Annotated in this window: 12 protein-coding genes; 9 read left to right on the forward strand and 3 right to left on the reverse strand. The window is 39.5% G+C overall.

Annotation, left to right across the window (positions count from 1 at the left end):
* Positions 1-109 precede the first annotated feature (109 nt).
* From DVB69_RS00405 to DVB69_RS00420, 4 genes are all read left to right on the forward strand, one after another.
* Positions 110-361 (forward strand): phage holin, encoded by a 252-nt coding sequence (locus tag DVB69_RS00405; protein WP_116015462.1) that lies wholly within the window; start codon positions 110-112, stop codon positions 359-361.
* Positions 362-674: 313 nt separating this feature from the next.
* Entirely contained in the window at positions 675-1,187 is a 513-nt protein-coding gene (locus tag DVB69_RS00410) for an RNA polymerase sigma factor (protein WP_116015464.1), read from the forward strand.
* Positions 1,168-1,800, forward strand: coding sequence for a hypothetical protein (locus DVB69_RS00415; RefSeq protein WP_116015466.1), 633 nt, complete (start codon positions 1,168-1,170; stop codon positions 1,798-1,800). Before DVB69_RS00410 ends, DVB69_RS00415 begins: the two co-directional genes overlap by 20 nt.
* 319 nt (positions 1,801-2,119) lie before the next feature.
* Positions 2,120-5,245, forward strand: a complete 3,126-nt coding sequence (locus DVB69_RS00420) for a DEAD/DEAH box helicase (RefSeq protein ID WP_116015468.1) — start codon at positions 2,120-2,122, stop codon at positions 5,243-5,245.
* A gap of 101 nt (positions 5,246-5,346) precedes the next feature.
* On the opposite strand, the gene DVB69_RS00425 is transcribed toward DVB69_RS00420, so the two are convergent.
* The gene (locus DVB69_RS00425; protein WP_116015470.1) at positions 5,347-6,402 is read right to left on the reverse strand and encodes a M42 family metallopeptidase; all 1,056 of its coding nucleotides are present in this window, start codon (positions 6,400-6,402) and stop codon (positions 5,347-5,349) included.
* A 297-nt stretch (positions 6,403-6,699) separates the two neighbouring features.
* Here DVB69_RS00425 and DVB69_RS00430 point away from each other — a divergent pair, with 297 nt between their 5' ends.
* Together DVB69_RS00430 and DVB69_RS00435 are read left to right on the forward strand one after the other, a co-directional pair.
* Positions 6,700-7,176: a glutathione peroxidase gene (locus DVB69_RS00430; protein WP_116015472.1), complete on the forward strand. Its 477-nt coding sequence runs from the start codon at positions 6,700-6,702 to the stop codon at positions 7,174-7,176.
* Positions 7,173-7,625: a MarR family winged helix-turn-helix transcriptional regulator gene (locus DVB69_RS00435; RefSeq protein ID WP_233505282.1), complete on the forward strand. Its 453-nt coding sequence runs from the start codon at positions 7,173-7,175 to the stop codon at positions 7,623-7,625. Before DVB69_RS00430 ends, DVB69_RS00435 begins: the two co-directional genes overlap by 4 nt.
* Positions 7,626-7,740: 115 nt before the next feature.
* Here DVB69_RS00435 and DVB69_RS00440 read toward each other — a convergent pair whose 3' ends face one another.
* Together DVB69_RS00440 and DVB69_RS00445 are read right to left on the reverse strand one after the other, a co-directional pair.
* Positions 7,741-8,433: an LrgB family protein gene (locus DVB69_RS00440; protein ID WP_116015474.1), complete on the reverse strand. Its 693-nt coding sequence runs from the start codon at positions 8,431-8,433 to the stop codon at positions 7,741-7,743.
* Positions 8,424-8,807 carry a CidA/LrgA family protein gene (locus DVB69_RS00445; RefSeq protein WP_116015476.1) on the reverse strand — a complete coding sequence of 128 codons (384 nt, stop codon included), beginning with the start codon at positions 8,805-8,807 and terminating at the stop codon, positions 8,424-8,426. The genes DVB69_RS00440 and DVB69_RS00445 overlap by 10 nt, the downstream gene beginning before the upstream one ends.
* 313 nt (positions 8,808-9,120) lie before the next feature.
* Here DVB69_RS00445 and DVB69_RS00450 point away from each other — a divergent pair, with 313 nt between their 5' ends.
* The 3 genes from DVB69_RS00450 (at position 9,121) to DVB69_RS00460 (ending at position 13,216) form a co-directional block, all read left to right on the forward strand.
* A complete protein-coding gene (locus DVB69_RS00450) occupies positions 9,121-11,241 on the forward strand; it encodes an ATP-dependent Clp protease ATP-binding subunit (protein ID WP_116015478.1) in 2,121 nt (706 codons plus the stop codon).
* 257 nt (positions 11,242-11,498) lie between these two features.
* Positions 11,499-12,401, forward strand: coding sequence for a DMT family transporter (locus tag DVB69_RS00455; protein WP_116015480.1), 903 nt, complete (start codon positions 11,499-11,501; stop codon positions 12,399-12,401).
* Between the two features lie 440 nt (positions 12,402-12,841).
* Entirely contained in the window at positions 12,842-13,216 is a 375-nt protein-coding gene (locus DVB69_RS00460; protein ID WP_116015482.1) for a VOC family protein, read from the forward strand.
* Positions 13,217-13,527 lie beyond the last annotated feature (311 nt).

Here is a 13,527-nt window from a genome sequence, read left to right on the forward strand (position 1 = left end):
TCTTTTTTTCTATGCATAAACTAGATAATAGCCAATGTGAGATCTATAACCATTGGTACACATATGACCAATTCTCTTTTAAAAAGCAGCTAAGAAAGGAAGGATTCAAGTGAATGCAGATAAATTAAAACAGTATATCGGGTTGTTTGGTGGTTTGGCTTCCTCTATCTTTTTGTTCTTACACACGATTGGTATTCAGTTCACCTGGTTTAATCCAGCAAGCATTGATGCCTTCTCAGGTGTACTAGTAGCGGCAATCCCTTTTGTTCTAATCGTTTATGGTGTTTATAAAAACTCATATATACTCACAGAAAAAGCTAAGGAACAAGAGAAGGAATTGAAACGAAAGGGACTAAAATAAGACAACTATGTCCCCGCAACGTCATTGTTTTTTTGTTTCTGCTCGTTGACTGCAGAAAGATTGATTACCCCGAAAGAGAGTCTCTTCATCATTATCCCCACTTTAAGAATTTAAATTGACCAGCGACCAGAAATGGTAGCTGGGTTTTTCACTGTAGTATACATACTTATGTACCTACGATTTTACATTACAGGTAAGATTTTTATACAAATACTCCCAAAGAGATTTTGATAGCTTATGTTAAAATGAATAGTCAGACATTTAGTGACCGATTTAAATATTTTGCGTCTAAGTACATAAGAGAGGTGAAAAGATGTCCAGTCACAATTGGTTTGATGACTACTTTGATGCGGTATACAGCTATATTCTTCTTCAAGTAAAACACGAACAGACAGCAGAAGACTTAGCTCAGGAGACTTTTATCAAAGTGATTACAGGCGAACACCAATTCAAAGGGCAGTCGTCGGTGAAAACATGGATTTTTCGTATTGCCTATACAACTGTCATAAGTCATTTTCGAAAGAAACATCCGTTGACTCACTTTATTGATTTGCCAATCAACAATAGTCTCCTCGATCTATCTGCAGAAAAGACAGCACTTCTAAACTTTCAACATAAAGAATTTTACGATGCACTCGGGAAACTAAAACCAAGTTACCAGCAAGTGATCACCTTGCGCAAAGTCCAAGAATTTTCCACTAAAGAGACGGCGGTTATTCTAAACTGCACGGAGAGCAAAGTGAAAATGAGCCTGTCCCGTGCGCTCACAGCATTTAAGCAGGAATTGGAGAAAGGAGGTTTTACAATTGACACACTTGTCCGATGATGACATTACAAAAGAATTGAAAACCCTAAGCAAAGCAACAGAGCCATCGAGAGAGCAAAAAAGAAGGGCACGCAGTCATGTCTTCCAACAAGCAGCACGTAAAAATGCCCGCCGACCGCCCAAATGGGTCCCAGTACTAGTGTCATTCATTGTTTTTTTATCACTCGCAGGTGGCCTTTATGCCATTCTGTCTCCAGTTTCCCCTAAGACACCTGCTGTAGAATCGATTGGGAATGATGTGACGGAATCTTGGAGGGATGTGTACTTACTGCAGACCAGTTTTACAAGTCCAAGTAATTTCAGCATTGAATTCACGGATCACTTACTGATCATTCAAGATGTTTTTATCGACAACCAAAGCGCATTCATGGTTGAGAAAGACGATGACGAGTCTGAAAAGTACAAGAATCCCTACTCCATTCCGGAACCATCTTTGCCTACCGGCAAGTTTGATGATTTCAAAGTCGAAAGAAATGGAGATTACTATACGTTTCGCGTAAGTGGAGAAAAAGGATTCACTTACCAATTAACTAAAATCGCTCCTCGAAAGTATAGAGGGGAAGATGGTATTGAATTTAACACACCCTTCTATATCGACGGTCAACCCGAGTGAAATGACCCTGCATCTCATGTGAGAAGCGGGGGTTTTCATAACTATTGCTCGTGTAAGGTACAACCCCAACACGATTCGCGATTGTTATGCACAGAATTTTGTTACGAACCTCATGACAGAGATGCAAAAGGCTGAGTAGTTCCTTTAAATCAATCTACTCGTCTTCTAGCCATGAATGTTTAAACAATTATGAAAGTTTGATACGATACATATAGACATCAAAAAACATGATGCCTTGGGCTCTATATATATTGTGTTGATATAAAAAACTAGTTTTACGCACAGCATAGTTTCCGGTGGCTAGAGAGGTGGCGTCGTTGTGGATAATCATATTTCAGCATGGGCTTTTTTAGAGTCTATTTTACCAGGAGAGGTACCAACGTTAAAAGAAGACATCAATGGAAGTGAATTTAAGGATGGGAAAACTCGGAAGCGTGTTAATTCGAGGGATGTATTTGAAAATCGAAATGAAACACTCATTCCATTCAATACAGAGAAATATGTACTATCCTATAGTTACTACTTGGATTGTTACGAACAGGATTCTCTTGTTCAGTTATTTCGTAATTTCTTTAATAGCGATGAAGAAATAATTAATAAAACGTCTAAGCGTTGTTATAGTTTTACATTTAAAGTGAACGAATCCAAAGAGTATGTGGAAGGTTCATTGTTTATTCCACATGTGCAATTGGTCATGCACGACATCTTAAATAAGGAATCTATCCAATATGATAAGTTCTCTGATCGATATGAAGAAGAGAAGAACAGAGTAGAAGAAGCTGCGAAGTCTATTTTTAGCGATGGTGTGAATCCTAAAGGGATTTGTGAGTTCCGGCAGGTATTTAGAAAGCATTTTGGAACTCTTTCTAGCATAGAAGATGATGGATATATCGGAATTAATTTTGAAAACAAAAAGAATCCTCAGAGTGCTCCTTTGTTTAATAGTTTCTATTTAAATGACTTGCATCGTATTTTACAAAAAGGTACAAACGAAACGTTACAACAGTTTCTTGATGGAAAGCAGTTAGAAATAGATATAGATGAAAATCAGGATGCAATTGAAGACGTGTTACTTCCTGAAAATCTACCGCTAGGACGATGGCCATCACCCGTAGCTCATCGGCTATCCCTTATGCAGCAAGTGGCGGTTAACCAACTATTAAATGGCAATGAAAAAATCAGTTCAGTGAATGGTCCACCTGGAACAGGGAAAACAACTTTATTGAAAGATGTTTTTGCTCAACTTGTTGTAGAAAGAGCGATTCAGATGACAACTTATAACAAACCTAGTGAAGCTTTTACCCAAATAGGCAAGTTGAAAATTGAACATATGAACTTTAATATGTACGAACTAGATGAAGAACTTGCTCAGCACTCCATCGTAGTTGCTTCCAGTAATAACGGCGCAGTTGAAAATATATCTAAGGATTTACCCAAGTTGGATTCAGTTGTTCGTAATAGTAAGGAGCCGACGGAACAAGAATGTCGTGAAGAGTTTGCACGTTCAGGAGCAGACCTACTCTATCAGCACCAATGCGAGGTAGCTTACAGAGAAGAAGCGACGGCTTTAGACTTCTATCCTGAATTGTCTGCTGAAATCATTCAAGATGAGCAAACGTGGGGATTATTCTCTGCTGCACTCGGTCGTTCATCTAACATTACATCCGTCAGTAAAGCATTAAACGGTATACGAGCAAAAACAAATGAGGGCGAAGAACAAAAACCAAAGTTGACTTCTTTAGTGAAGAGATTCGAAGAGCCTTTACCTGATAGTGCGTGGAGTGAAGTAGTCAACGAATTTAATGAGTTGAAGCAATCAGTTGAACTCAAAAAACAGGAGTTGCAACAGTTTGTCGAGCTCATGAAGCAGGCAGAGGATATACTTGCACGCAAGAAGCAAAATGCCCAAGAACTTGAGGACACGAAAGTAGATCTGCAGCGAGCCAAGCAACAGATAAGCAGAGTTGAACAACAGAAACAACTCGTCCAGGAACAACTTAATATTTTGCCAGCACCTTCTGTCTGGCGAAAGATTATGTCTCTCTTTTCTAAAAAGGCAGATGAAGAAGAACAGAAGATTCGAGAAGAACTTAATGTACTAATTAAAGAACAAAAAGAATTAGTGAAAAGCATCCATAACTGCGAACAAAAACACGAAAAGTTAACAGCTAAAGCACAACACTATAAAAAAAGATTAGATGAGCTAGCTATATGGAAAGAGAAATATAGTAAGCAACAATTAATCCACTCGAATGCTGAATTCTGGGGAGAAGAGATGTATGAAGAACGTCAAATAGCAGTATTATGGCAAACAGATGAATTAAATTATGAAAGAGGTTTACTATTTTTAAAGGCATTAAAGGTTCACAAAGTATTTATAGCGATGAACCCAAGACAAATTAAAGCAGCACTAGCAGTTTTATCGAACAGACAGGGGATTAATTTAAATATAGATGAAAACAAAAAATATATGGCCAATATGTGGAATGTCCTACACTTAGTCTTTCCTGTAGTCAGTACTACCTTTGCTAGCTTTAGTTCGATGTATAAAGGCATTGAAAAAGATTTTATCGGTTATTTGTTTGTCGACGAAGCAGGTCAAGCAAGTCCCCAGCAAGCTGCTGGAGCTTTATGGCGATCCAAGCGGGCAATTGTAGTTGGAGATCCGATACAAATCGAACCAGTTGTCACGTTGGACGAAACAATTTTGCATGATGTGCGGAAAGCATTTGACGTATCTGAGGCTTACATTGGGACGACGGCATCTGTCCAAACGTTGGCCGACTTTGCGAATCCAATTGGAACTCTTAAAGGAGAAGGGGACGAACGGCAGCGTATTGGAATTCCACTTTGGGTACACCGCCGCTGTATTGAACCTATGTTTTCGATTGCAAACAGCATCGCTTATCAGAATAAGATGGTACTACCTATCAAAAAGATTGGAGAAGGGGAATGGTTTGACTGCCCAGGTAAAGCTGTACAGGGTCAGTATGTTCAAGAGCAAGGGGAGTTGATTGTAGAGAAAATAAGAGGTCATTTTACTGTCGCAGAAGGAACGAATAAAATGCCTAGCGTATTTGTCATTACACCGTTCACCGCGGTGAAAGACGCCTTGAAAAAAATAGTGAAACAGCAACTTAACGGCGAGTTCGAAGCGTTGGATGATTGGATCAATCGTTCAATTGGAACTGTACATACGTTCCAGGGGAAAGAAGCCGATATTGTCTATTTCGTCACTGGAACAGACGCTGAAACAGATGGTGCGGCAGATTGGTCTTGCATGAAGCCTAATCTATTAAACGTAGCTGTGACTCGAGCTAAAAAAGAGTTTTACGTTATTGGTGATGCCAAGCGTTTTCAAGCAAAAGATCATTATAATCTAATTCAGCAGTCTTTTAATGAGTTCACCGAAAAAAAGAGGGAACTGGTACAATCAATTGATTAACGAGAAGTTAGTAGTCTTGTTAAAAGGATATTGATAATGATTACTTGAAGAAGAAAAACCAGCGATCCATAACAAGGACGCTGGTTTTTTTATTTTGGCTATCAATACTGCTGTAACTCTGACTGCACATAATAATAAAGCAACTGCAGCGTACATTCCAAGGACTCCTCATGAGTACGTTCAAATGCATGAGAAGAGTCAATACCTGGACCGATCAGACCATGGATAATATCATGTCCTGCTTTGATGGCTGCGGATGCATCCGATCCATAGTACGGATAGATATCTAGCTTGTAGGCAATGTCACGTTGTTTTGCTAACTCAACGAGAGAGTTGCGAAGTCCAAGGTGGTAAGGGCCGCTAGCGTCTTTTGCACAAATCGACACTGTGTATTCATCCGTAGATTGACCATCTCCCATAGCACCCATATCGACCGCTAGATATTCAACCGTTTCTTCTGGGATGTTGGAGTTCCCACCGTACCCAATTTCTTCATTGTTAGAAATCAAGAAATGCGTGGTATAGGGTAAAGTAATTTTTTCTTCGTGTATTTGTTTAATAAGCTGCAACAAAATTGCGACACTGGCTTTATCATCCAAGTGGCGGGACTTAATAAACCCATTTTCGCAATTCTCTACACGTGGATCGAGTGACACAAAATCACCGACTTCAATGCCAAGTGCACGGACTTCCTTCTCATTCTTCACTTTAGCGTCAATACGCACTTCCATATTTACCTGGTTTCTTTCTGCTTTACCAGCCTCTTTATAGACATGTACAGACGTTTGGTGCAACAAAATCGTGCCTGTAATCGTTTTGCCTGAAGCTGTGTGGATTTGGCAGTATTCGCCTTCAATAGAATTGTAGTTATAGCCACCTATCAAATCTAGTCGCAGACGTCCATTACTTTTCACTTCTTTTACCATAGCGCCAAGTGTATCGACATGTGCCGTTAGCATACGGTGCTCCTTATTATTGTTACCAGGTAATGTTGCAATCAGACCCCCTTTACGGTTGCGCTTTGTTTCCACGTTATATGGCTTCAAGTATTCCTCTACAAAAGAAATTACCTCTTTTGTGTAACCTGAAGGGCTTGGAATTGAGACGAGTTGTTGAATAAGTTCTTTTGTTTCAGCAGTGTCTGGTTTATACGTCATATGTATTCTCCTTTCAAAATGGTTCGTCACTCTAAGTTTATCGTTTTATGAGAATTGTCACAACTATTGGAGTTGGAAAGTGAGTGAAGGAAGCAAAAAAATTGCAAGCGACATTTATATCGTATAAGATTTAATCGTACACGACTGTTTTGTCTTTTCATCGCATACAATCGAAGGAGTGGATCATTTGGTTGCTTTAGAATATGCACATAAAGCGCACACCAACTGTCCGTATTCTAAAGAAATGCAAGGTAATATAGAAGTTGAGATTTCTGTAAACTAAAAGGGGGAATTCGAATGAGTACAATCTATGATTTTGAAGTGAAAAAACCGAATGGAGAGATGGTGTCCCTGAAGGAGTATGAAGGAAAGCCACTCCTCATTGTCAATACAGCGAGTAAATGCGGCTTTACGCCTCAGTTTGGCGGATTACAAGAATTATATGAGGAATATAAAGATCAGGGGCTAACCGTTCTCGGCTTTCCTTGCGATCAATTCAACGATCAGGAATTTGATAATATTGAAGAGACCACTGAATTTTGCCAAGTCAATTATGGAGTTACGTTCCCGATCTTCGCAAAAATTGATGTGAATGGGGACCATGCAGACCCGTTATTCAATCATTTAACTACTGAGAAAAAAGGGATGCTTTCCAAGAAAATCAAGTGGAACTTTACTAAATTTTTAGTGGATCGAAATGGACAGGTTATTGAACGTTACGCACCACAGACGGCGCCTGAAAAACTAACGGAAGATGTTAAAAAACTTCTATGATGAAAGATTTTCTAACACTCGATAAACAACTCTGTTTTGCTGTCTATGAAACCGCTGGAGAATTCAACAAACTGTATACGAGTGTGCTAAAACCTTTTGGGCTGACCTATCCTCAATACTTGGTTTTGTTAGCCTTATGGGAAAAAGACGAAGTGACGATGAAAGAACTAGGGGAGCGAGTGAACCTAGGTACGGGAACACTAAATCCAATGATTTCTCGAATGCAGGAAAAGGGCTGGGTGCGTAAAGACCGCTCAAAAGATGATGAGCGTAAAGTATATGTGACACTTGAAAAGAAAGCGTTCGAGGAACAAAGCAACATCACCCAACGAGTTGGCGAAGAAATTCAGCTGTGCGACATTAGCTTGACTGAATATGAAGAACTGATGGGGAGATTGAACGATCTTCATGGCAAGCTGAAATTACGATCTATTTCGATGGATAGCTAAGAGTAGATGATACATGGCTATAAAAATAGCAGAGACCGTATTCTATAGGTCTCTGCTTGTTCTTATGTAGAATATATCCACATACTGCGGACTTCTATCTGTCCTTTATACAAATTCATCCATAAAATATCAAGGCAATCACTGGCCCAAATATTGATCCGAAAATTGCCGAAAGGGTCATTGCGACTGAACTCAATGATGCTTCCTGTTCACCGTATTCAATCGCTTTAGACGTTCCGATGGCGTGGGTGGCGACGCCTAACCCAATTCCGCGACCAAGTGTGCTATCCAACTTGAAGAACGCGAGGAAATATTGACTAAGTAGGACACCGCTGATTCCCGCAATGATGACAAAAACAGCTGAAAGTGCTGGAACGCCACCGATTTGTGTAGCAATTTGCATGGCAATCGGAGTTGTAATGGATTTAGGCAAAATGGATAACACCAGTTCTTTTGAAAACCCCGCACTTTTCGCAAGTACCACGCCACTAATCATTCCTGTCAAACACCCAACCAAAACTCCAGTAATAATCGGGTAGATATGACGCTTCAACAATTCTCTCTGTTTATATAAAGGAATTGCCAACGAGACTACGGCAGGGCCGAGCAGCTTATCAATCCATTGTCCGCCAACCATATAGGTGTCATAAGGAATATTAAACAGAACCAGAATGAGGATAATTACAATTGTAGTGGTGATAATGGGTACTAAAAATGGTAAGTGAACCTTCATATAGAGGACAGTCATTGCAAAATAGATCGCAATCGTCAATAGTATGAATCCCAATGATAGAGTGATCAGCTGCATTCAGATCCCGCCTTCCTCTTAGCTATCCGTTTTGCGACCGATTGGCTAACAAAACTAGCTACGCCCATCGTTAAAAACGTGCTAACGATTGTAATCGGGATTAATAAGCTGCCTTTGCCTGAAAAGAAGTGGCCATAATTCATAACAGCAACAGTCGCTGGGATAAAGAATATAGGCAGAACCGATAACAGGGAATGTGCTCCAGATTCAATCCATTTTAAATTTAGAACCTTCATGCTCAAAGCTCCCCATACTAACAATAAACCAATAATACTGCCTGGAAGTGGGATGTGGAGGATGTCGTGTAGCCAATTTCCAACTAGATAAAAACCATAAAGAACGGCTACTTGAAGTAGCTTAATTAGAATTTTCATGGACTACTAATTCCTTCTTTCATTAATTTCGAATGAGGTTGTGCTAAAAGATTCAACTAGACGTTACTCTCAAAACGATTTTACACGATTCTTTTATTATATAAAACCGATCCTTTCAAACGCAAAAGACATTGTTTTCAGTGTTTACCAAAAAACTTATCATGATTCGTATTTTAAAAGAACAAGTCATAACGGTTTTAAAACTTGAGCAAGCACATTTCTTGAATGTCAGATTAAGTCAGTGTAAAATAGGAGTAAGGTTAAAGATAGTCAAAGTCAAACAACGGATTGAAATGTTAAGGAGGAACTTACTATGAGATGCCAACATTGTGAAAAAAACCAAGCAACTATGAATTTACGGCTTCAAGTGAATCAGCAAGCGATGCAGGTAAATCTATGCAGTTCCTGCTTTCAAGAATTACAAGGTCAATTGAGTGCGGGGAACGAACCGTCATTCTCGAATGAATTTTACCAGGCGAATGGTCCGAAACAAACATATACGCAAGTAAGAGAACCTGAAAGTCACGAGCCAGGGTTATTAGACCAATTAGGAAAGAACTTATCTGATGATGCACAAGAAGGTTTGATAGACCCAGTTATCGGGCGTAATCAGGAAATTAAGCGCGTGATCGAAACATTAAATAGAAGAAATAAAAATAATCCAGTCCTGATTGGGGAACCTGGCGTTGGTAAAACTGCGATTGCTGAAGGGCTTGCAGTGAAAATCCAAGAAGGTGATGTACCAGCGAAGTTGCTGAACAAAAAGGTATACGTGCTGGATGTTGCATCACTTGTTACGAACACGGGAATTCGAGGACAGTTCGAAGAGCGGATGAAGCAACTGATAGAGGAATTGGAAACGCGTCAGGATGTTCTATTGTTCATCGATGAAATTCACTTACTCGTTGGAGCTGGAACAACCGAAGGATCTCAGATGGATGCTGGGAATATCTTAAAGCCAGCTTTGGCGAGAGGTACGTTACAACTTATCGGGGCAACTACGCTTAAAGAATATCGACAAATTGAAAAAGATGCTGCCCTTGAGCGTCGATTCCAGCCAATTATCGTTAAAGAACCCTCTGCAGAAGATGCCATTAAAATATTGAACGGTATTAAAGATCGATACGAAAACTTCCATGGCGTAAGCTATTCAGATGAAGCGGTACAAGCATTTGTTACGCTATCACAGCGCTATATCCAGGATCGATTTTTGCCAGATAAAGCAATTGACTTGATGGATGAAGTGGGAGCACGACTGAATCTGGAACAGATATCCGCGGGTGATTCAGACTCACTTGAAATGCGCTTGCAGGAAATCGTTTATCAAAAAGAGCATGCCGCAAATCAGGAGAATTATGAAAAAGCAGCGAACTTAAGAACAGAAGAAGTACATTTACGGGACAAGCTAGAAGAAGCCAAACAAAATAAGGAATCCGGGCATACAGTTGTAGCTTTAGCAGATATTGAATTGATTGTTGAAGAGAAAACAGGTATTCCGGTGACGAAACTTCAAGCTGCAGAGCAGGCGAAAATGAAAGGACTTGCAGATAACCTCCGTAAAAAAGTTATTGGTCAGTCTGAAGCGGTTGAGAAAATTGCAAAAGCAATCCGTCGCAGTCGGGCCGGTTTGAAATCCAAAAATCGTCCAATCGGGTCTTTCTTGTTTGTCGGTCCAACAGGAGTCGGTAAAACAGAAATCACAAAAGTCTTGGCGGAAGAATTATTTGGTACTCGCGAGTCCCTGATTCGTCTAGACATGAGCGAATACATGGAGAAACATGCGATTTCCAAAATCATTGGGTCACCTCCGGGTTACGTTGGTCATGAGGAAGCGGGTCAATTGACGGAACAAATTCGCAGAAATCCTTACTCCATTTTGCTGCTCGATGAAATTGAAAAAGCGCATCCGGATGTGCAAAATATGTTCCTTCAAATTATGGAAGACGGCCGATTGACTGACTCACATGGCCGTACCGTAAGTTTCAAAGATACAGTCATCATTATGACAAGCAACGCTGGAACAGGCGTCGCTAAAAAAGTGAGCGTTGGATTCAATCAGACAGAACATGAGTCCGTGGCGATGTTAGAAACATTGAGTGAGTATTTCAAACCAGAGTTTCTGAATCGTTTCGATGCAATTGTTGCATTCAACGAGTTAACAGAAGAGAACCTTCTGGAAATTGTAGATTTGATGCTTGTAGATCTTCAAGAAACCATTGAAGAAAATGACATCAACCTCTCCATTACACAAGAAGCAAAGCAAGCTCTTGTAAAATTAGGCTATGACAAACGCTTCGGCGCTCGTCCACTACGAAGAGTGATTCAAGACAAAATTGAAGATCCTTTGACAGATCTTTTATTAGAAGAAGAAACCGTTGGAAAAGTAAGTGTGGATGTAGTTGGGGAAGAATTTGTAATCCTAAAAGTGCAGTAAACAGTCGTTTCTAATAGATGATGGTGAATAAATGAATTTGAGTAACCACCCTGTATGCTTGCTATGAGTATACAGGGTGGTTACTTTTTGTTTATTTATTAGAAAACGACAGAAAGTATTGTGACATATACATAAGTGAATCTATAGTTCTTCTATAAAATTTTGTGTTTGTTTCTAGGTTAGTCTATATATCAATGTTTGAATATTGTATGATTAAAATCGGCAAATACATAGATGTATGAGTAGGGGGAGAAGGGATGGAAACTCAGCCTGGAATTAGAGTCTATCTGATGACCATTGCGGGAGCAGCATGCTGGGGGCTGATTGGGCTATTCATTGCTCCGTTGTATGAAAGAGGTTTCACAGCTTGGGATGTCGTGGCCATAAGGGGAATCTTTAGTTTTATCTTTTTACTTCTAATCATGGTTTTGTTTTACAGAGATCAGTTACGCACTCGATTAAAGGATCATCTCTTTTTCGTAAGTGCCGGGATTTTCAGTCTTGCACTGTTTAACTACTTTTATTTCGAAGTATTTTCTCAATCAGGTTTGTCTCTAGCGGTGACGCTTTTGTACACGGGCCCTTTGTTTGTAACAATTTTGTCCCGGTTCTTCTTTAAGGAACCTCTTACGATTCGCAAAGGTTGGTCACTTGCGTTTGCGATTACCGGGTGCGCATTTGTAGTCGGACTACTTCCGCTAGGATCAGAAGGTATTCCAGGTAAGACGCTACTCATGGGAATTCTTTCAGGTTTTTGCTATGCATTATATAGTATTTTTACGAAGCCTGTCACAAAACGGTATTCAGCGTTGACCATTACGACATATACCTTTTTCTATACAAGTATCTTCATGTTACTGACGAGTGGTATTGTAAGTAAGGTGGACAAATTTCAGTATGCTGATGTATGGGTGTCTGCTTTGCTATTGGCATTGGTCTCAACGGTTGCTGCGTATGTATTGTATACATCTGGACTAAAATATTTGGAAGCAGGGAAGGCATCCATTTTGGCGACGATTGAACCAATAGTGGCTGTATTGATGGGTGTCTTATTTCTACATGACCAGTTACGAGGATGGCAAGTTTTCGGAATCGTTCTGGTGCTGTATTCTGCCATTCTTGTGGCGGGAGGGCGGTACCGAAAACTGAATAGAGAGTAATAACCTTCATTCAGCTATCGTTAATAACACTGCGTTGTATCAAATTACTTTAATGGATATTCAGGATAAACATGATATCACAGTAGCATGAACGTATGAAGGGCGATTAGCCATGGCTTACAAAAAAGTTATTAAAAAGAATAACCCCCATTTAGTTCCTTGTGTAAAGGGACTGGGGGTTATTTTTTTGATTGGTTAGGAAGACAAGCGTTGCAACAATGCCGGAAGCTACTGTTGCAACTGTTATAAGTAACTGTGTCCTAACATTTAATAATTCACGATAAAGATTGATTATTTTAAAAAAGTTGGATAATTCACTAGAAAATTTGATACAATAGTGTCAACAAATGGATAGAGAGACAATTCAACAAAAGAGACATTATTGCAGAAAAAAATATGATATTTTCAATTCGTATTGATTTTAAAGGGGAGTGGGAATTATGAACAGTCCAATAACAAATAAAATCAACACAATTTTTGTGCACGTCAGTGACCTGGAGAACTCTGTAAAATGGTATTCTCAACTACTTGGTCAAGACTATGATTTAGCTAGCATTGAAAGACCCGTATACAATATTAAGATTGCTGACTATACTGGTCTAACCCTAGATGCTGGGCCGAAGGGGATCACAAAGGAACAAACGTCTAATGAGAATCCCCTGTTTAATTTCCATACGGAAAACATTGATGACTCATATACTTATGTAAAAGAATTAGGATATAAAGTAAAATCAGAAATCGTTCGTTTTAATGATTTTTCATTTTTCACCATACTTGATCCTGACAGAAATGCAATTATGATTTGCACAGGATAACAAACTATTCACCAATCGGGCCAGATTAAGGATTTACAAAAGAGAGGGAGGAGCCTATGAAAAGTAAAACTAACAGCAAACGGAACATTATTCAGTGGATTGCATTTGGAATCGTAATTCTTACACTTGTTCTAAAGTTAGTGTTATTGGGCTGAGGAATTGATCCTAATTTATCATCTAGCAAACCCTCTCTGTTAGGCTAGTTGTCGTATAGAACTCTCCTGTTATACTTTAATTAAAGATGGAGGTCGTGCGATATGAGTAATGAAAGTCGAAATAGATACAGTCAGGAAATGAAGGACGCTGTCCTT

This window comes from Sporosarcina sp. BI001-red (assembly GCF_003384035.1).
Lineage (GTDB): Bacteria > Bacillota > Bacilli > Bacillales_A > Planococcaceae > Sporosarcina.